General features: G+C 46.1%; 19 protein-coding genes. 14 read left to right on the top strand and 5 right to left on the bottom strand.

Features of this window, described 5'->3' with window-relative positions; translation table 11 throughout:
- Positions 1-41 precede the first annotated feature (41 nt).
- The 10 genes from RE469_01700 (at position 42) to speB (ending at position 11783) form a co-directional block, all read left to right on the top strand.
- Positions 42-1613: a DUF5591 domain-containing protein gene (locus RE469_01700; protein WMT44928.1), complete on the top strand. Its 1572-nt coding sequence runs from the start codon at positions 42-44 to the stop codon at positions 1611-1613.
- 113 nt (positions 1614-1726) lie between these two features.
- Entirely contained in the window at positions 1727-4561 is a 2835-nt protein-coding gene (locus tag RE469_01695) for a hypothetical protein (protein WMT44927.1), read from the top strand.
- A gap of 4 nt (positions 4562-4565) precedes the next feature.
- Positions 4566-5165, top strand: coding sequence for a hypothetical protein (locus RE469_01690; GenBank protein ID WMT44926.1), 600 nt, complete (start codon positions 4566-4568; stop codon positions 5163-5165).
- Positions 5166-5169: 4 nt separating this feature from the next.
- Positions 5170-5691 (top strand): hypothetical protein, encoded by a 522-nt coding sequence (locus RE469_01685; GenBank protein WMT44925.1) that lies wholly within the window; start codon positions 5170-5172, stop codon positions 5689-5691.
- Positions 5688-6656: a MoxR family ATPase gene (locus RE469_01680; protein WMT44924.1), complete on the top strand. Its 969-nt coding sequence runs from the start codon at positions 5688-5690 to the stop codon at positions 6654-6656. The genes RE469_01685 and RE469_01680 overlap by 4 nt, the downstream gene beginning before the upstream one ends.
- A complete protein-coding gene (locus RE469_01675) occupies positions 6653-7966 on the top strand; it encodes a DUF58 domain-containing protein (protein ID WMT44923.1) in 1314 nt (437 codons plus the stop codon). The genes RE469_01680 and RE469_01675 overlap by 4 nt, the downstream gene beginning before the upstream one ends.
- Positions 7967-7968: 2 nt before the next feature.
- Complete coding sequence (locus tag RE469_01670; protein ID WMT44922.1) at positions 7969-8886, top strand: hypothetical protein; 918 nt, start codon at positions 7969-7971, stop codon at positions 8884-8886.
- Between the two features lie 301 nt (positions 8887-9187).
- Positions 9188-10453 carry an amidohydrolase family protein gene (locus RE469_01665; GenBank protein WMT44921.1) on the top strand — a complete coding sequence of 422 codons (1266 nt, stop codon included), beginning with the start codon at positions 9188-9190 and terminating at the stop codon, positions 10451-10453.
- Positions 10454-10524: 71 nt separating this feature from the next.
- Positions 10525-10914 carry a translation initiation factor IF-5A gene (locus tag RE469_01660; protein WMT44920.1) on the top strand — a complete coding sequence of 130 codons (390 nt, stop codon included), beginning with the start codon at positions 10525-10527 and terminating at the stop codon, positions 10912-10914.
- Positions 10872-11783: an agmatinase gene (speB, locus tag RE469_01655; protein ID WMT44919.1), complete on the top strand. Its 912-nt coding sequence runs from the start codon at positions 10872-10874 to the stop codon at positions 11781-11783. The genes RE469_01660 and speB overlap by 43 nt, the downstream gene beginning before the upstream one ends.
- A gap of 19 nt (positions 11784-11802) precedes the next feature.
- On the opposite strand, the gene RE469_01650 is transcribed toward speB, so the two are convergent.
- Both RE469_01650 and RE469_01645 read right to left on the bottom strand, forming a co-directional pair.
- On the bottom strand, positions 11803-12708 hold the full coding sequence (locus RE469_01650; protein WMT44918.1) for an aminoglycoside phosphotransferase family protein: 906 nt from the start codon (positions 12706-12708) through the stop codon (positions 11803-11805).
- A gap of 6 nt (positions 12709-12714) precedes the next feature.
- Complete coding sequence (locus RE469_01645) at positions 12715-13245, bottom strand: 50S ribosomal protein L16 (GenBank protein ID WMT44917.1); 531 nt, start codon at positions 13243-13245, stop codon at positions 12715-12717.
- Between the two features lie 157 nt (positions 13246-13402).
- On the opposite strand from RE469_01645, the gene RE469_01640 reads away from it, so the two are divergent.
- Together RE469_01640 and RE469_01635 are read left to right on the top strand one after the other, a co-directional pair.
- Positions 13403-13564 (top strand): AbrB/MazE/SpoVT family DNA-binding domain-containing protein, encoded by a 162-nt coding sequence (locus RE469_01640; protein WMT44916.1) that lies wholly within the window; start codon positions 13403-13405, stop codon positions 13562-13564.
- Positions 13565-13600: 36 nt separating this feature from the next.
- On the top strand, positions 13601-14704 hold the full coding sequence (locus RE469_01635; GenBank protein ID WMT44915.1) for a hypothetical protein: 1104 nt from the start codon (positions 13601-13603) through the stop codon (positions 14702-14704).
- A 191-nt stretch (positions 14705-14895) separates the two neighbouring features.
- Here the strand turns inward: RE469_01635 and RE469_01630 are convergent, their stop codons facing one another.
- Both RE469_01630 and RE469_01625 read right to left on the bottom strand, forming a co-directional pair.
- Positions 14896-15963 (bottom strand): hypothetical protein, encoded by a 1068-nt coding sequence (locus RE469_01630; protein ID WMT44914.1) that lies wholly within the window; start codon positions 15961-15963, stop codon positions 14896-14898.
- Between the two features lie 9 nt (positions 15964-15972).
- Positions 15973-16692 carry an alanyl-tRNA editing protein gene (locus tag RE469_01625; GenBank protein ID WMT44913.1) on the bottom strand — a complete coding sequence of 240 codons (720 nt, stop codon included), beginning with the start codon at positions 16690-16692 and terminating at the stop codon, positions 15973-15975.
- A gap of 533 nt (positions 16693-17225) precedes the next feature.
- Here RE469_01625 and RE469_01620 point away from each other — a divergent pair.
- The gene (locus RE469_01620) at positions 17226-18512 is read left to right on the top strand and encodes a folylpolyglutamate synthase/dihydrofolate synthase family protein (GenBank protein ID WMT45667.1); all 1287 of its coding nucleotides are present in this window, start codon (positions 17226-17228) and stop codon (positions 18510-18512) included.
- An 86-nt stretch (positions 18513-18598) separates the two neighbouring features.
- Positions 18599-19909: an ORC1-type DNA replication protein gene (locus RE469_01615; protein ID WMT44912.1), complete on the top strand. Its 1311-nt coding sequence runs from the start codon at positions 18599-18601 to the stop codon at positions 19907-19909.
- Positions 19910-19972: 63 nt separating this feature from the next.
- Here the strand turns inward: RE469_01615 and RE469_01610 are convergent, their stop codons facing one another.
- Positions 19973-20608 (bottom strand): class I SAM-dependent methyltransferase, encoded by a 636-nt coding sequence (locus tag RE469_01610; GenBank protein ID WMT44911.1) that lies wholly within the window; start codon positions 20606-20608, stop codon positions 19973-19975.
- Positions 20609-20620: the final 12 nt, after the last annotated feature.

Below are 20620 nucleotides of genomic sequence, written 5' to 3'. Positions count from 1 at the left end.
TGAGGGGAAATTGAATAAAGGAGCTTTGAAATAAGGGATAAATGTTCATAGACGAAGCTTTCTTTGGGATAGCCAGGACGGGTACCATGGATGGCGGCATCCGCTATCCCTTTATTTTCACATCAGGGCCAGGCGGTTCCGTCAAACGCACCGGGGACGGACTTGCCTTCTCCAGTGGGGACAGAATTCCACTTGAGACGGTATATCCCTACAAACATGACCTGAATGTCTTTCCGGTAGGTGACAATATTGTGATGCTTCCAGAGGGCCTGCAGCTTGCCCAGAGGCCAAGGAAGCTTCTTGAGGCCATATATGCCATAAGAAAGGAATATGGGCTTTCAAAGCTCATCTATGTGCAGGGATTATCAGATCCTTACCTTCTCCCTGCATTGGTATACGCAGGGGTATCACTCTTTGATGATTCCACGTTGAGAATGGAAAGCCTGGCAGGAATGAAGTTTACAGAACTTGGCTACACCCAATCCCATGAAAATCCTTTTCAGGAAAATCTGCAATTCACACAGAATATCCTCTCACTTCTGTCTCTATCAATCAGGAATGGGACGCTACGGGAGGTCGTGGAGAAATTCCAGTTCTCATCCAAGGCTTCTGAGATGATCAGGATAATGGATTCCACATACCTGAAGGAAAGTGAAGAAGCATTTCCACGCAGAACCCCATATATAAAGGCTAACTCGCTGGAATCACTTCGGAGGCCAGATATCTTCAGGTACAGGCAGTACATTTCTGATATCTATACAAAGCCGCCGGGAAGGGACATTGCTCTGCTCATTCCATGCTCTGCAAGAAAGCCATATTCGGAATCAAAGTCACATAAGAGGATCATTGAGGCACTGGGACCTTACAGAAGTGCACTTCATGAATTGATTGTTACATCGCCGGTGGGCCTGGTTCCAAGGGAACTTGAGTCCACATATCCCGCCAGGTTCTATGACATCCCGGTAATAGGGGACTGGTATGAGGATGAGCGTGTCATGATAAAGAAAATCCTTTCCGACTATTTTTCAAGGAACAGCTACAGTAAAATATTCACATTTGTAGGGCAGGATCTGGAATTCATTGGGGAAGTTCTTCCTGATGACACCGTAAGCATTCAATGGAATGATGATAGAGACGCATCAATTACGAGGCTGAGGGATGGGATTGCACAGTACATGAGAGATCAGGGCTCTATTGCTCCAAAACCACGTAAAATCGAGCCGTACGTGCAGATCGCTAGCTACCAGTTCGGGGACTGGATCAGGGAATATGTGGAAAAGTGCAAAATTGTGAGAAATTATAACAGTGAAATGCTCACAATGGATGGAAAACCATTTCTTGTTTACAACCCAGCCCTGGGGAAATTCACCATAAACAAGGCTTCCGGTTCAATCTTCCTTGATCACAATAAATTCGTGGTGGAAATTGACGATTTCAAGCCCACCGCAAGTGTTTACGCGGTGGGAGTCGTATCGGCAACTGAAGACATAAGGCAGGAAGACGAGGTTGTGCTTGCCCACTCTGGAAAGGTAATGGGTGTTGGCGTTGCCAAGATGCCGGGGATTGGAATGGTTTCACTGAAGAAGGGTGTTGCAGTGAAGGTCAGGAACTGACCTCAAATTAATTTATTTGTATATACTTATTTTCCACAGTATCCGTATAAAATGGTGAAATTGTTACATACATTATAGCAAACATTAAAATATATCCTATAGCTAGTTCATTATTGCAGACAAAATCAATTGCTCTGTTGCTGGTAGGGATACTCCTAATCTCAAGCGTATTCGTATTCTTCAATGTTGATTATCCATCTCAACCTGCTACACTGATCCTTCATCCCCCTAAAAATGTGAAACCCCCTCCTGAAATTATCTTCAACCGCCAGACCTTCAATTCCCCCAAACTTGGCCAGAATGTTACGACCTTCAGTCCAACCGGAAATGCTACTGTTGACATGGTTGGTTATGCGTATGGAAGCACATCAACGGGAAAAACACCTCTTGCTGACCAGAAAATATATGTGGCTGTGATGGAGGTCATAGTTTCTGCTCAAACAAATTCAAGTGGATTTTACAGCATAGAGGTCATGAAGTCTGGAAGTGGGATATTCGCATTCAAGGCATTCCAGTACAGGGCAACATATGTTGATGTATTCGTACCCTCCTCAGGGTCATACTGGGTCAACGTTACGCTGCCCCAGTCACAGAAATATGAGGTATCCGGCAATACCACGTCCACAAACGGTACTGTTGGGGGAGTAGTGGTCAACATGAAGGGATATTACGGCCAGTATTCCTTCACTACGGCTTCGTCAGGGTTTTTCAACCAGTATATTGTCAACGGAACATACAGTCTCAGTGCCATTAAAAAAGGCTTTTCCAATGTGACAGTTCCAGGTTCCATAACAGTAAGCGGCGCATCAATAAAGAATGAGTCAATACTCCTGCATCCTCTTACAACTGCCATATACAAAATAACTGGCTACGTGCGCAATGACCTAGGTTATGGAATAGTCAATGCAACCGTGTATTCAAGCACACTTTCAGCATCCGTGAAAACAGGACAGGATGGATATTATTCAATTCCTGCTACATATGGCTACAACAAGCTGCAGTTTTCCGGATACCAGTACGTGACCACTGGCGCAGGTGTAACTGCAACAAATAATACCATGTATAACCAGACAATGGAATCCAAGAATCCGTTTTATGCCACAATGCCCTCACAGAGCTCCAACATACCTTATTCGCCTGTTTCGATGGGAGATAACCTTTCAAAGGTTAATTACACCTATAATCTGCTATACCCACAGCCGGCACAGATTATGGACGGCTACATGCAATCCAACCAGACAGGACAGAAACTGGCTGATGTTAATTTCACCGCTTACACTTCAGTTAACGGTACCTATTCGTATTATGAATTCAGTACCAATGCTGAAGGATATTTCTCGGTTAACTTCAGCTATACCGGAAGTTATCGTCTTGTGATAGAATCCTCCAGGTTCCCCGCCTTCAACATGAGTTCAACACAGAATCAGGGAGGCACATTCCAGGTGAACGCTTCATCCGGAATATTCAGTGTCAACGGTTCAGTTGGAAACCCACTATCAGGAAATGGAGTATCCGGAGTCAGCATAGGAATAGGGGTTTCCTCCGGATCTTCCCCCGTGATCAATCTCTCTAGCAATTCAACGGGGAATTTCTCCGGCAAACTTCTTGGTGGAACTTATTATGTCCACTTCTCCAAACCAGGTTATTTGAACAGGACAGTGGAGATCAACCTTACAGGTAACACCACCATTCCCAAGGTGAATCTCACACCTGCTGACATTGGTCCGGGATTCGGATACTGGTCAACATCTGATGGGACTGGACTGCCGGGAATCAGTTCTGCAAACGTGACTTCTGCAATCAATGCCAGTTCGCCATCTCAAGCTGCAAGCTATTCTGATGCTCCGGTAAATTTCACTCTTCACATTGTGAACAGCACCGGCAACGTGCTTTCAAATGTACCTGTTGAGGTATTTGCCCAGGCAAATGGTGCGTATTTCCTTACAAAGGGAACAACAGATGCCAGTGGAAACATAACTGTCCATCTGTTGTTCTCAGGGAAGTATGTGTTTCTGCCTGAAATGATACAGTTCAGGGGACAGTCCAGACTGATCAATACGACCAATGGGTCTGCAACATTCAACATGACAAACCTGACGCTGATCCAGATGAAGTTTAACCTCACGAACCCCCTGAACTATAATGGTGATGGTGTTCCACTTGCATATATGAAAGTCGGGAACTACGCTCTACCCATATACCCCAGGTCTCCGTACAGCTCCAACACCACGGGACAGAATTACAGCGTTGCAACATTCTATCTTCCCGCCGGAAAATATAATGTGTCTTACATTGACAGATCATACGTTCCAGAATACTGGAACATCACCCTTCAGTCCTCAATAGAAAACACCACCATACTGAAGCCATATGTTCTGGAAATCACATGGGAATCACCAGTTGGCTGGAAATATGTGATTTCAAACACAACCTCACAGGTTAATTCCTCATCACTATCCGGTGGAACCGGGAAAACAATCATCCCACTTTATTCAGCTTACTTCAGTTTCGCGGCATACATATCTAATCAGAATGTGAATAAATCCTCTTTCAGCTTGAACAGCACTGTTTACAACTGGACAGAATCTTTCAAGGTATCTGGAGGATCCATTGAACTCAACACAACAAAATGGACATATAATAGTGGAAGTGAAAACTTCTATGCAAATTATTCCTGGAACCAGGCATCCAAAGTACTGGTAACAAACATCACGGAAAATGCAACTACAACTTCAACCGTGAACGTATCCATAGACGGGACGCCCATCACAAACCTTCAGGTTTCTGGCAGTACAATAAACATTACGAATTATTTCGCCATTTCAAAAACAGGGAACAGCACATTATATATCGATTTCTCTCACTACACGTTCAGTGATGACAAAACCATTTCTCAATACGCAAATGTGTGGGTTGGATACTATTCAACAGAACTGAAAGGAGCGTGATGACATGTCTTTATTTTCAAAGGAACCAAGAAAGGTGGTAAAGGGCCCGGTAGAAACGAAAAAAGTTGTCAAGGATGGCGGGAAAAAATTAAAGAAACAGAAATCACGGTTCAAGGGTCCCACAATGGAAAACGTGGAAACTGTGGTGGAAGTCAAGACCGTTGGTGACATCCCCCCTGCTCTGGAGGCACGGAAGCTCATTGGAGAAAACGACCTCATAGGTGCTGCAAAGCTCACCTTCCAGGCTGCCAAGAAGGATTATTCAAGATATTTTGGCGCCAGGCTATCAGATTCAGAGGGCAGCAGGCATTTCTTCATAAACGAACTTTCCTCAATGAATATAAAGGTTCCAGAGAACGGCTATGTGGACAGCTTCACCATTATGGAAGCATTTGATGACGTGGTGACCACTGAGGATGATTCAAAGAATCGAGCTCAGGCACTCAGGAAGCTTCTGACATTCTATCTCAATTTCTACGAACCGGCACGTTTTGCGCAGGAAGTAAGTTTTGATGGCGATGATCTCATGAACCGCTTTTCAGAGATTTACAATTACATGGATATCATGAAGCTCTATTTTTCGGACAGTGACGTAAGGGTATAAATCTATGACAGGGATAGGCCAGACATCTTCAGGGTTGAGCGCAATCGGACCGCAGCTGTTAACGAGCTTCGTCAACAGTGTTGAGCACAATCCTTTCTTTCTGCTGACTTTCATAATACCGGTAGTTCTCATTTTTCTCACATCTGCAGTGGTAAAGGTTAAGAGGAGAAGCACAAGGATCGACGGCCCGCCCACCCTGGAACAGAAAAAGGAAAAATTCATCATTCCGAGGGACTTTTTTACAGTGGAATCTGAAAAGGTCATTGCAGACGATTTCCACCATTTTTTAGACCCCATGGAAAAGGAATTCCATCACCTCAGGGAATACGATGAATATTTCAGGGTGCTGTTGAAGCGCTTCAATAAGTACGAGGCCATGTCGCATTCCACCAGGAAAAAGAAGAAACAGCGCGGTAATGATGGGAGAAAGGAAACATTCAACGAGATTTTGAACCTGTACAACAGGCTCAGGAAAGCCAAGAATCAGATAGTGGAATTTGAGCAGGAGGATGAAGGTATATTATGACTGAAACTGAATTTGTAGATGTTGGGGAGTTGAGGAACACAGTAAGGAGAATAGAAACTGCCATTGGTAAACGTGTAATAGGGTCAGAGAAGATAGTCCGGTTCATGTTCATTGCCCTCCTGAGCAACAATCATGTGCTTCTGGAGGGGGTCCCAGGACTGGCCAAGACAATGCTTGCCAGCGAGTTCTCCAGAAACCTGTGCATGGATTTCAAGAGGATCCAGTTCACGCCCGATATGCTTCCATCAGATGTGACTGGAACCATGGTCTTCAACCTTGAAGCCAAGAAGATAGAGTTCAGAAGGGGGCCCATATTTGCAAACGTGCTCCTTGCAGATGAAATTAACAGGACTCCGGCCAAGGTGCAGTCCGCCCTTCTGGAAGGAATGGAAGAAAAGAAGGTCTCAGTTGGGGGTGAAGATTACAATCTACCGGAACCGTTCCTGGTCATAGCCACGCAGAATCCAATAGAGCAGGAGGGGACATTCCCACTGGCAGAAGCTCTGATGGACAGGTTTCTCTTCAGGTACATCCTGACATACCCCTCCAGGGAAGAGGAAATGGGCATACTCAAATCACTCTCCCTGCCGGAAGAGGAAGTGCAGAACGATATTGATTCCAACAGGATCCTGTCCCTCAGGAAAGAGGTTTCAAAGATATATGCAAGCGATGAGATCATAACATATATTGTGGACATTATCCGCACAACGAGAACCAATGATCTTATACTTGTCGGCGCGAGCCCCAGGACTACTGCAAAGTATCTTATGGCGGCAAAGGCAAACGCAATGCTCAACGGACGGGAATACGTAATTCCCGAGGACGTCAGATTTCTGGCACACGAACTTCTGAACCACAGGATAATGCTCCGGCCTGAAGCACTGCTAGAAAATGGAGGAGATGCCATGAGCACAGTCAACCGGGTTATTGACCGGGTTATATCGCAGGTAGCGACGCCAAAATGATCAAGAAGTCCGGCTATGCTCTGATCTCAGCGGTCACAAGTGCGGTACTTGAGGCCCTGTTCTTCGGATACAGGTACTTCATAATATTCTCCCTTGTACTGTTCTTCGTCATAGCTGCGGACATTATACTCTTCAACAAGGGGACGGCAACAGATCTGTTCAGGATAAGAATCGAAAGGTTCCTGAAGGACGATCATGGCAGGAAACACCAGCCCAAGGAAATAAGGGTAAGGTTCACCAATCCCACATCCAGGACAATAACCTTTCACTATTACGACACTCTTTCGGATGTGTTCAGGACAGAAGGAGATTTCGAGGGTGAAATTGCCCTGTCTCCTGGGCAGACTGTTGAAAAGGCATACTCCATAGAATCCATAGCCATTGGGAAATACAAAATCGGTCCCCTCATAACCTACGTGCAGGACCCCATGAAGATATGCATCACCCGATCCATTCTGGAGAAGATAGATGAGGTGAAGATAGGCCCTGCCCTTTCAGATATCTACACGCAACGCAGCGAGAGGCTCAGCAATTTCCTTTTCACTGCAGGCATGCACTATTCCAGGAAATCCGGGCAGGGATACGATTTCTATGGTGTGAGGCAATATGTTGAATCTGACGATTTCCGATATATAGTGTGGGACAGGTACAATGGCGGTGATTATGAAGATCTCTTCATCAAGCAGATGGAGGAAGAGCGGCAGATCGATGTTTACTTTGTCATGGATTACAGCAGCGGAATGAATCAGGGGACTGCAACAAGGAGAATGTACGACACAGTTGTGACAAGCGTCCTAAATGCATCTTATTCAATCATAAAGAATCGTGATGGTGTGGGCTTCCAGGTAATATCATCCAGCCTCGATCACTTCATTCCTGCCCAGAAGTCGGAGGAACCCATCAAGAAGCTTGAAAAGCTTGTGGCAGAGATACGCCCTTCCGGTGACTTTTCCATTGAGGCTGCTGTGGAGAAAATCAGGAAGCGAATCAAGAAGAATGCAGTTGTGTTCATCATATCCGCCATGTCATTCCCTGAAAACTTTCATCCACACTCGCCAAGGGATTACCAGACCGGGAGGCCAACGTACCTGTTCCTTGTTGACGGGTATGATTTTGTGGATAAGCGTGAGGACGAGGTTTTCCGCAAGCTAATGATCAGTACGGCCAACAAGCAGAGGCGATATATCAAAGCCGTCTCGCACTTCTTCAATGGAATAGGCATAAAGACCGCAACAGCCAGGGAAAGGGACCTTCTGCTCAGGCTTATGGCTGAATATGGTTATGCTCGCACACTGAATCTTGGAGGATAAACATGAAGGATTTGACAGTCAGGACGGTCATAAACGGAATGATAATGCTCCCATCCATAGTGCTGATCATCTATGTGATTCCCCATCTCCTCGGTGACGTTTACCTGGCGCCCTTCATAGTACTTTCCCTGGTGCCGGTAATGTCAATATTCGTACCATCAAGGTTCAGGTCATATGTGAATCCGGTTGTAATACTCATCATTCTGATGTTGATCCTGATCTCCCTTGGCGTGGAGGTTGGAAATAGTGGGAGTCCTAACCTCTTTTCTGGTTTCAGTTCCTACATACAATCAAGTAGGCTGCTATCCCATCTTGTAATACCATTCACTCTCCGCACATTCATCACCTTCAGCATGGTAATCAGCGTAACTGCAACAATTGGCGGCATAAAGTCAGGCACCATACAGCGTTCCATATCGTATCTGGTCCTTTCCCTGCTTCCGCTCCTGGATCAGGTTTTTGTGTTATACCTCATGGCCAGGTATTCATACTCATACGCTGCAGCCTACACGCAGGCATATGAGATGCAGTTTGTTTCGTGGATTGCGCTGATCTTTACGGGGTCCACAAACATAGATGGACAGAGATTCCCTCCTCCTCTGCAGGAATATTCTTTTCCTGTAAATCCCGTTATGATGGTCGCCCTGATCATATCGCTGGTAGCCATAATATCGTACTTCGTCTTTGTGCAGGAGAAGCAGTTCAGATCGGAAGCTCTCGGTGGAATTGGTGCAGCAGCAGTTCTGGGAGGAATCATTGCGTTCATTGTCTTTGCTGTGGATCAGATGGTATCATCCATGGGTTTCCAGATACTTGCTGTGGCCATTGCAGTCTTCATTACAGCAATATATGTTGTAAGAAGTTCGCCAGAAAGAAAGATGAAGAAGCTTGGCAAGCTTCCCAGGACAGACAAGTGGTAGAATCCCCGGTTTTATGGCACGCAGACGTGCGCATCATGCGGCTTCCCGCATTTGGAACCGGTGTAAACGGATGTATTCTTAACAGAAATTTACCTAGTTTCCTGCCAGTGAATGTTCCAGAGGGCGAAATGATTCTTATCCTGTGTAAGTAATGGCAAAGGCATGGCATCGAGTTTCTGAATTTCTCATGGGCTCAACGCCATACATTCTTCATGGTTTCCATATTTCAGATGACTCTACGGGTTTTCGGATCAAATAAGGCCTGAGGTCATTTTATTACTGCAATTGAAATATCACCCACATGAAGAGCATGCTGATTCGCAACGCAATTATCGTTTCACAGGACATCAACAGGTCAGTCTTTATGGGAAATATACTGATTGAGGGAAACAGGATCACCTACACCGGACCGGAAGAGAAGGGGGCAGACGAAATCATTGATGGAACAGGCAGAATAGCCATGCCGGGGATGATCAACACACACTGCCATGTGGCAATGACGCACCTGAGGGGGCAGATTGATGACGTGCCCCTGTCCAGTTTCCTTGAAAGAACATTCAAGCTTGATGGCGAAAGGACTGAGAAAGGACTTTACAACTCTGCACTTCTTGGAATCAGGGAAATGGTGCATTCTGGCGTAACGTCATTCCTGGATCTCTATTACTCTGAGGACGTGATTGTAAGAGCAGTTGAAAAAGCAGGTATCCGCGGGTTCCTGGCCTGGAATACCCTGGATGAGGATAAGACCACACAGAGGGGGAATCCCGTGAAGAATGCACAGCATTTCATAAGTGAATTCAGGGGACGTGATCTGGTGACTCCAGCCATAGGTGTTCAGGGAATATATGTGGCAGGCGACGAGACCTATCTCTCTGCCCTGGATGTGGCAGACAGGGAGGATACCATAATACATGGACACCTTGCTGAGACCCGCCAAGAGGTTTACAATTTTGTAAAAGCTTCCAAAGGCGAAAGGCCAATAGAGCATCTTTCAAAAATCGGCTTCCTTGGCCCCAGGTTCATTGCTGCTCATTCAGTCTGGGCAACACTCAATGAAGTCAGACTGCTTTCTAAGGCATCAGCCAGCGTCTCATGGAATCCTGTCAGCAACGCAAAACTTGGCGTGGGAGGAATTGCGCCCATACCTGAATACCTGAACAATGGTGTTACTGTCTCCATTGGGTCGGACAGCACCGCTTCAAACAATTCCCAGGATGTGATCTCCTCAATGAAATTCGGCTCCATATGGGTCAAGAATGATCGGTGGAATCCTGCATTAACAAATGCCCAGATGCTGCTGGACATGGCCACAGTGAACGCTGCTGCCTCACTGAAGAGGAAGGATATAGGGGCCATAGCGCCAGGAATGCTGGCAGACATAGTTCTGATGGACACAAGGAATCCAAGGATGGCTCCCACCACAATCAGCAATGCCGTTTCAAATATTGTGTATTCTGCCGATACATCATGTGTCAGTGATGTAATGGTGAATGGGGTATTCCTGAAAAGGGATGGGTCACTACTGCGGCCTGAATATGAGGATTTGCCCTTTGAAGATTACAACTGATTTTCCCATTTATTATGCGTATCTCGCAATAGAAAATATATAAAGAGAGAGACCATTACGAAAAGAATCACATGAGCTGGCAGGAAGCCGAAGTTAGAGAACTTAAGGTAGGAAGATACATGCTTGTAGACGATGTACCGTGCAAGATAGTTGACATCACAATGTCCAAACCGGGGAAGCATGGTGAAGCAAAGGGAAGGATTGTGGCCATAGGAGTGTTTGACGGACAGAAGAGAAGCGTAGTTTACCCCGTCAAGCATAAGGTCAAGGTACCAATAATTGAGAAGAAGAACGCCCAGGTTCTGTCCATTGCGAACAATGAGGCTCAACTGATGGACTCTGAGACCTTTGAGACATTTGTTGTTCAGCTTGATCCCACGGAAATCGAACGGGTAAAACCCGGAACGGAGGTATCCTATTGGGAGACAATGGGCGTCAGGAAGATAATGTTCCAGAACTGAAAGATCTGTTTTCACACAGGAAAATCGCCGATGCTGTGTCACCTTACACAGAGGCCCGTTATGTGGTCTTCGGGGTGCCATTTGATGGTACATCCAGCTTCAGACGGGGATCGAGGCTCGCTCCTGATACAATAAGGCTTGCCTATGATAATCTTGAATCCTTCGAGTTTTCATACGGTGTAGATTTCCTGTCTGCAGGCATCTGCGACATGGGTAATTTGCAGGTAGGCGAGGACGTATCGGAAGTGGTTGACACCGTTGAAAGTGTCACGGGTACAATGATGAGATCTGGCAAGGTACCGGTAATGCTTGGAGGTGAGCACTCGGTAACTGTTGGTGCCGTCAGGAACATTCCAAAGGATACAGTGATGATCATAATAGATGCCCACTCAGATTTCAGGGATGAATACATGGGAAACAGGCTGAACCATGCCTGCGTCACCAGAAGGGCCCTGGAAATCCTTGGGGCTGGAAAGATATTCTCAATAGGCACTAGATCTGTATCAATGGAGGAATACAGATCGGAGGAATGGTCAAAGGTCAGGTTTTTTACGGCAAATGAAGTCAGAACGAAAGGTATCATGTCTGTAATTCAGGAAATTGAATCAAGAAATCCTGCAAGAATATACTTTTCCATAGACATGGATGGTATAGACCCATCTGAAGCGCCAGGCGTGGGAACACCGGAACCATACGGCATAAGTGCTGTTGAGGTGAGATCCCTCATCACTCACTTCGCCAAGAGGATCATAGGTTTCGACGTGGTAGAAATGACGCCAGTGTATGATAATGGGAACACGTCAATGCTTGCGGCCAAGCTTATTCAGGACTTCATCGGTTCCAGAGAAAGCATGCAGTCTCTATTCTGATCCATGCACGGACCTGGATTCAGAGGATTGCAATCTTGAATCCAATCCTATTTTCAAGTTCTCTTATGCCGTCACGGACAAGCTTCTCCCTCCTGTTCCTGAGACCATACATGATCCAGTATACAGGCACCATCCTGTGATAGAATTCAATTCTCCTGATGGGACCAGGACCTGCAAGTTCTCTCTGGTTCCTGATGAGCTGCAGGCCAACCCTTTCATTGAATAGCATGGAGGCATAATCAAAGGCCGGATCCCCAATCATGCTGTCCCCCCAGTCTATTATCCCTGATATCCTGAGTGAATGTGTGTCCCATATGAGATTCCTGGGATCAATGTCACCATGAATGAGGGCAGGCCGGAATTCGAAATTTGAATCATTTTCAACGAAGGTTCTGATCTGGTCCTCCAGATAACTTGAAAGATGGCCATCCAGGGCCGGGAAAACCGTTATTCTCAGATCCCGAAGAAATCCCGCATAGAAGTCTCGCCACCCAGGGCCGTCCAATAGGGGAATTCCACATTTGCTGAGACCGGGCGGCATATGATGATGGATTGCTGGCAGTATGCGCGTCATCTGCACCCATATTGAAGTTTCCATGTCCCTTGATAGCGGAGCTGCATCATCAAGGGTGATACCCTCTATGGCGTTGTAGGAAAGGAACTCCAATGTTTCACCTCTGAATTTCTTCATAACCAGTGCGATCCTGTCAGGAACTAGATCACCAAGAAGGGGCTTGACTGACTTCAGCACACAATATTCCCTTTCAAGTTTCTCATAGCCGTTTGCAAGTGGAATCTTAATTACAGTACCATTCTGCAGGAACAAAACCCTGCTGTCCCACCCATGAGTATCCAGGCGGGATCCTGATAAATCTATTTCAGTAAAGAGAGATTCAAAAATTTTTAGGGATTTTTCCCTTTCCATCAGAAACTAAAGACCAAGTTTTCCTGCCAGGTCCTTGCCCTTTGAGATTTCTATGCGGCAGGGTGTAGGAAGTTTCATGGAGGCCTTATGAAGCGCGTCCCTCATTTTTCTGGCTTTGTCCGGGGATGTGCGACCGACCATTATGATATCATCCGTATGTACACGGGCAGCTGTGCCCACAGGTCTGCCAAAGGCAGCTCTCATTCCACTTGATATTCTGTCTGCGCCTGCTCCTGTTGCCATCTTATGTTCCCTGATTACCTGGTGGGGATATGGCCTTATCTGCAGGAAGTAGCTGTCTGGGCTTGATCCTTCAAGCATTTTTCTGTTAACAGATACTCTTGCTGCCTCAAGTGCTATATGCCTGATCTGGCATGATTCCTTGGCTATGAGCCTGAACTCTATTTCAAAGTCCTTTTTCTGGTTTCCCTGAACAAAGTTTGTGATTTTCGGGTAAGGAACGCCGCCCATAAACTCTCTCCTCGTGTAGGCTGGCCCTGTAATTTTGCTATACATTCTGGCAGGTTTAGTTACCATTGAAGTTCTAACCAGAAGCTTTTCAGGATATAAAAACTCAGCGTTTCCTGTGCACAGTTTTTAGTGCCTGCCAACTCGCCTCATGATCGCAATGGTCAGCCGCAGCCCGCTGTTAGTATCGATACAATAATTATATCTCTTGCCACAATACCAATTCATGGATAAAAAGAAACTTCTGGAGGTTGCGCATATATCTTCAAGGGGCTCGTCCTTCAGGATAACTCTGCCAAGGAAGATTGTGGAACGTCTCGGCTTGAAGGCTGATGACATAATTGCATTCTATGAGGATGATGGAATTAAGATAGATAAAATTCAGTGAGCATCAGGATTATAGCCCGGTCTGCCATACCGCTGTGTGTCACGGAACGGTCTCACCGGTGATTCAGCAAGGCTGATTGCAAGCAGTTTTGCATTTGGAACTGGCTGGCTTGGGCTCAGCTTCACCTTTCCCCTCATAGCTGAACGCCTGGGATTCTCCTATAGTTTCATAGGCATCATAGGGCTGGCAAGCTCCCTGCCATTTCCTGTTGTTGCTTACATATATCGCAGGGCAGGATCAAGGCTGATGAGGGCCGGCGTCAGTGTGCCTCTGGCCATACTCCTGGCCATGTCTGTGGCCCTCCTCTTTGGATATAGATCGTACTTTCTTCCCATAGCCATAATCGCAAGCTTTTTTCAGGCTCCGTGGTGGATATCCAGCGAAATTGCACTGGGCTCTCTTCAGGGATCCAGAAATGCGGAAAAGTATTCCATTGCATGGGGTATTCCCAATGCAACATCACCTGCCATTATGGGGGTTATCATTGACCTTTACGGGTTCAAGTATGTATTTCTCATTGCTGCAGCAGCCTTTGCCATATCAATGGTCACAACTCCACGGATGAAATATAAGGAAGAGACCGCATCCAGGGAATCTCCAAGGTTAAGCTACATATTTCCCCTGTTCTATGCCGGCATATTTTCAGGTTTCCTGTATTTTGTAGTGGAACCGCTGCTGAAGGCCAACGGTTTCCCATATTACATCATAGGCGGAGTGACTGCAACATACGGGGCGGTGGTTGCAGTTGGGTTTGTTGTGCTCAACTTCGTCCCCGATCTCAAGATATGGCAGTATGGCGCAATTTCATCCCTGCTACTGTTTCCTGCTTTATTCCTTGCATTCAAGGTCACTCTCCCAATTCTAGTTGCCGTATCAGCCATTTCTGGCTTGGGGGTTTCAATCAGCATGTCAAAGATCTTGGCGTATATTTCAAATACCTCTGACACCAAGACTGGGGTCTTCTATTACGAATCAACGTTCGGATTCGGCTTTATTGTGGGTTCTCTGGGTGAGGATGTTCTTTATCAGTATTATGGTATATGGACAATAATTCCACTTTTCTTAATGCCCCTTGTATACGGTATATATTTGATTCTTAGGGAATACCCCAATATTTCAAGGCTTCCAGGTGACTCATGACATATCATTTGCTGAGGCATGATCGAGTTAGGATTCAGGCACCAACAATGCCAATGTTAGAATTTGAAAGTGATGGACATATATGAGTTTAAAAAGGCTATATGTTGACACGTTTTTTTTGCATTCAGACAAGCATAAAACTATGTGGAAATATTCGCTGGTCATCCTCTGCGGAACTGCCGTTCTCTTTCTCAAGACCTTCTTAGTTCCACCCTGACATTTGGCACTTCCATGGCATCCCTGGGGATCTCCTTTCCACACCTGGTGCATTTGAGGCTCATGTCAGGGTTCACATAAAATGTGGTATTACCACAATCAGGGCATGCGGACCTTATGAAAAGCTGTGTCTCAGGTACGTTCCTGGTTTTCGGGACTCTGTTGACATTATCCCGGCTTCTGGATGCAGCTAAAGAGGCGGAATATTTGAGTCCCATTCCCATGAAGACATATGCTCCCAGGAAGCCGAGGTAGATCAGCAGCACCGTAAGTATTATTGTACCGACAGGAGACGAAATAAGCGCCGAGGCCGTAACATTGATCATTGAGATTGAAAAATTTGCAAGAAAAGCACGCAGAAACCCGCTTTTCAGGAATATTGCGTTCAGTACAAAAAGCGAAAGGAAATCCGTGAATATGGCTAAGGCTGGCCCTCCAGAAACAATTGAGAATATCAAAGCCACAACTAGAGATATCAGGAGGGTTTCTCCGGTTCCTGGTGTTGCTGAGATGAAGTTTCTCAGATTGAGTTTTCCAGTGGCATACAGGAGCACTGCTATTGCCACAGCCAGTGGGAGAAGCTGGAAAAGAATGCTCTGCATCAGCACCTGTGAGGAATAGGCCAGTGCAACCACAGAGGGGTTCCTGGAATCGAAGGGGAATACCTCCGACAGGGCAGGGTTTGCGTATTCTATTACCTCAGAAACAATTATCTCGATGAACACAAAAACCAGGAGATATCTGTAAAACGCATCGCCGCGGGCGCCATTGAACGATCTTACATTCCTCTTCTTCTGGTCGAATAGCGAGAAAATGGCCAGCCCGACAAGTACGGCTGTTGGAATTATTATGGCCGCGGCCAGATAAACCGTGGCAGTTATGTTAAATATAAAGAAACTGGATGCCGGGTGTCCATAAAGTGGGAGTTTGGTGATGAAGATATCAGGAAGGGCAATCAGAAAGGAGATTATGGCAATGGCTATGAGCAGGTATCCTGAATATCGGACTATCCTGGACTCCAGCCCAGCCCCATTTCCCGGCATTTTTCACCATTATTCCATTGAAAGAGTTATATTGATTCTCCTTCCAATCTTTCCCTTGATCAGTGTGGTCTTGTAATCCACTTTTCCTACTTCTCCGGTTTTTGCCACATTTGTGCCAAACTCCATCTGGGACGGAACACCTTCAAGGTCCATTATCCTGATGTTCTGGAGGTCCGGTACCCTTCCCTTGCAGATCTTCATCATGTCAGCATCTTTTATGAATTCATCTCTTGGAATGTACCTGAATGATGTCTCCCGGTCCGTAGAAATGACTTTATTCACTTCCTGGAAAAGGCTGACAACGTCATCATTGGATATTTCATCTTTTTCAAAATCAAACCATGCCTGATCATCATATGTCTGATTTATCCTGGTCGTTGCACCGAACATGCTATACGCAAGGCCGCTGATGACCTTCAGGGCAGTTCTGAATCGCATGTGCATATACCTTACATCCCAGTCAAGCACCTGATGGACTTTCTTTCCCTTGGTGTCGTCAGGAAAAGTGTCATGCGACATCAGGTGAATATTGTCACCATCTGACCATGTATCGACTATGACGTATTCCCTCCCGTCAATAATTACTTTCCCCCTGTCGTTGGGCTGTCCATCCGAAGTTGGATAGAAGACCGTCTGATCTATGACAAGGTCCGTGAACTCGAACCATGATGCTGTACTATCACATTCTTTCTGATACTGATTTTCCAGATAAACCAATCTGGTTTCCATGGGCTCTTAAATGCTCTTAAATATTTATAATATTGTTAAGAGTTTGATGGAATAAGTAAGATTTCAATGCACTGGCATGGAGATACATGGACTTCCATCAACGGAAAAATGAATCTGTCTGCCTGGATAATATCACATAAATGTTTAACACCATCAGGGCAGTGTATTTCCAGTTGGGAATCAGAGGGTGCTCACCGAGAAGCATTTCTGATCCGCAGTATTTGCCCCGAATCATTTCCTATAGAAGAGGATTCATGAATATCATGAGGGTAGAAAATCCATGTCTGCTTTTGACATAATGAATGACCTGAAGAACATGAAGAAAGAGCATGATGGGCTTGGTGAAATCAACTACCCCCCAACATAAGGAGCTTGCTTCCGGTCTCACTCAGGCCCTCAGGCATGGGTTCTTTGAATTGCAACCATTGGCTGGTTGACACTTCAGCGCCAGAGGAAGGGGGATGCCAGAATATAAGTGTTGGAGAGAACAGCAACCTGACATAACTATTTTAGATGGGCAGCTATTGCCCAGCGTGGACTCCGAAAACCTGACATTCCTCTACGGACTTACCAGGGAAGGCATCAAACTCGATCTTTCTGTCACCAGTGAATTTGCTAAGCTGCTGGGTGAACCGCAAAATGAATTCCGAAGTGTACATGTGGCTGGAACAAATGGCAAGGGTTCCACTTCAGCTTATGTCTACAACATCCTGAGACGGAAGTACCACACTGGATTGTACACATCCCCACATCTTGTAAATTTCAATGAGAGGATTGTATTTGATAGGGAACTGATTCCGGATGCATATCTTGAGGAATTTGTGGAGACTTACAGAAAAATTATCCTGGAGCTCGGAGAGTCCAAAAGGAATCCCACATTCTTCGAGGTCACAACTCTGCTTGCTTTCAAGTACTTCGCCGAGAGAAAGGCACAGTATGCTTCGGTTGAGGTAGGTCTGGGGGGGCGTCTCGATTCCACCAACATAATTACTCCTGAGGTAAGTGTAATCACCCAGATCGGTTTTGAACATGCTGACAAATTGGGATGTTCCCTCACTTCCATTGCGATGGAGAAGGGCGGTATCATAAAGCCGGGAAAACCCATAATCCTGGGGGATGGAAAGCCGGAAGTGGTAGATACCATAAGAAGGATCTCGCAGGTGAGAGGTTCTCCGCTTATAATTTCAGAGAAAGAGGCCACCATATCTGACATTGAATCGGACATTTCCGGAAGCCGTTTTGTCCTGGGTACGCGTAAAAATGAATACAGGATATCAACCTCGCTGGCCGGGAAGTTCCAGGTGAAAAACGTCACAAATGCCATTCTTGCAGTTGAGCAAATGGAAGATCTCCGCATCACAAGAGGGCAGATTGAGAAAGCAATAGCCGCCACAAGGTGGCCCGGCAGGATGGAAATCATAAGAAGGGATCCAATACTGATGGTGGACTGCGCCCACAATCCTCCAGCCGCAAACGCCCTGGCACAGGCATTTTTAGAATTTCATCTTCCGGAGCCAGTCCTGGTCATAGGGATGCTTTCTGACAAGGATATCTACTCTTTCCTGCACGCTGCCAGGAAAATTTCCAGCAGGGTCATATTCACAATACCGGACGAACCAGAGCGTGCGGTTCCGCCTGAGAAGCTTGCTGAGATAGGCCGGACAATCTTCACTGAGGTGAAGATCATTCACGATCCCGTGGAGGCATACAGGAGTGCCATGGAATCTTCCCCAATAACACTTGTTCTGGGCTCCATGTATCTTGTTGGGGTGGTTATGGCAAAGGAAAAAGTTCCGGTAATGCCTTTTCATGATGATTAATCTTGTGGTAACCTTTCTAGTTACAGAGCGGGTCAAAAAAGGTTTTAGTACTCCCTATGGCTTCGATATTCTTACCGGTAGTTACCATGAATCTCTTCTCTAAGTTTTCGGCTGAATCACCACTTATCAAAGGCGATCTGGAGAAGCTGAGCGGGTCCTTCATGCCCAATTCATTCCCCCACAGGGAAAAAGAAATAGATCACATGGTGATGGTTCTGAGCAGCATTATGCGGGATATGAAACCATCCAACATGCTGCTTTATGGGAAAACTGGGACAGGAAAGACATCCACGACCTCATATGTTACATCAATGCTGAAGGAGGCCGCTGAAGACAGGGTGAATGTGTGTTACGTCAACTGCCAGATTTACGATTCCCCATACTCCATACTTGTTACCATTGTGAACTCAATATCCACGGGAACCCAGGACCAGATTCCGCCGATGGGATGGCCAATGGACAGGATTTATGGAGAACTGGTCACGAGAATGAATGCCCAGAAATCGTTCTACGTCCTGGTGCTTGACGAAGTGGACAAACTCATACAGAAGAACGGCAGTGACGCCCTTTATGTGATCCTCAAGATCCTTGATGACACACGCATGTCCAGGGCATCAATAATAGGGATAACCAATGATGCCAATTTTCTTGATACGCTTGACCCCAGGGTCAGAAGCAGAATGAACCAGGAGAGCATTATGTTCTCATCATATAATGCACAGCAGCTCAGGGATATAATCGCATTCAGGCTGGAAGGAATAGTAAAGGAAGGCGCAGTTGATGAATCAGCAGTAAATCTCTGTTCCGCAATAGGGGCTCAGGAGCACGGAGACGCAAGGAAGGCACTGGACCTCATGAGAATATCCATTGAAATTGCCATAAGGGAAAACAGGGATAAGGTCACGGACAGGGAAGTGTATGAAGCCAGGGACAGGTATGAGATGAACGTGGTGCATGCTGCCATAACAAGCCTCCCATTACAGTCAAAGATGGTACTTCTCAGCGCGGTTGTTACGCAGGAGCTCAGCAAGAGACTGATGATCACCGGCGAGATATACGAGAATTACAGAAACATCTGCACAGAGCTGGGATTCATACCCCTGACATCCAGGAGGATAGGAGATATTCTTTCCGAGCTTGAGGAATTCGGGCTCCTGTCAGCAACCACCAGAAGCATGGGAAGGTACGGAAGAACCAGATTTATACGTGTAATGGGTGATCCGGACCAGTACAAGCACTACCTCATGGAAGATGAGAATCTGTCGCATTTCATGGGGTCAAAAATCACGAGGCAATCACGCTTTGAGAATCTTGATGGCGTACAGAAGGGAATGAATCTTGATGCAATGGATCGCGCCCTCTCCGATTTCGCAGATGGTGAGCCCGACAGGGAATGAAGGCGTCAGATTCAGTTGCTGTTTTAAACCTCCCACAGCCAGCTTAAGTTCAGTGAACGTACCTCATCCGGGATAAATGAAGCACATGTCATCTGCGATTTTTACCAGCTTCATGCCATGATCACGTGCAAAGTCAACCGGGGCTTCAGTCCAGTCATAATTGTCCACAATGATGATGAATCTCTTTTTCAGGTGAGGCAGCGCAGTGGAAAGCTCAAATTTAACGTGATCATATGTGTGCTCTGAATCATGGAAGAATATATCAATCAGGCCTATCTTAGAGAGGGTCTGCTCAAGGGTGTTCTTGGTATTTCCTATTATAAGATGCCACCTTTCCCTGAGATTGTCCTCAACCAGGAATCCTAAGGGCCGCCGTTCATCCTCCCCATATTTTTCTCCCAAGTCAAAGCTCCACAGCTGCCCAGAAAAATCCCTGGAAGCCTCAAGTATAACTGCGCTTGAACTCCCGGGTCCGACCCCTGTCTCAACGGTTACCTTGGACCTGAAATTTTCAACGGCTGCGTAGAGCCAGCACATCTCTGTGTAAGAAAGCTGCCAGTAGTTTTTCCCTCCAATCCTGGAATCAATATGGTCAAGCAGTGAACCTGCTGCAGCAAAGGACCTCTCTATGTTTTCACTGTCAGCTTCCATGTATTCAAGCAGTTCTTCCTTGCCTTTGAAATCAGGTTTTATCTGCATGCAGCCATCATG

The organism is Cuniculiplasma divulgatum (assembly GCA_031200235.1).
Taxonomy (GTDB): Archaea; Thermoplasmatota; Thermoplasmata; order Thermoplasmatales; family Thermoplasmataceae; genus UBA509.
The sequence above is the reverse complement of the archived record's forward strand: the minus strand, read 5'-3'. Positions and strand labels throughout refer to the sequence as shown.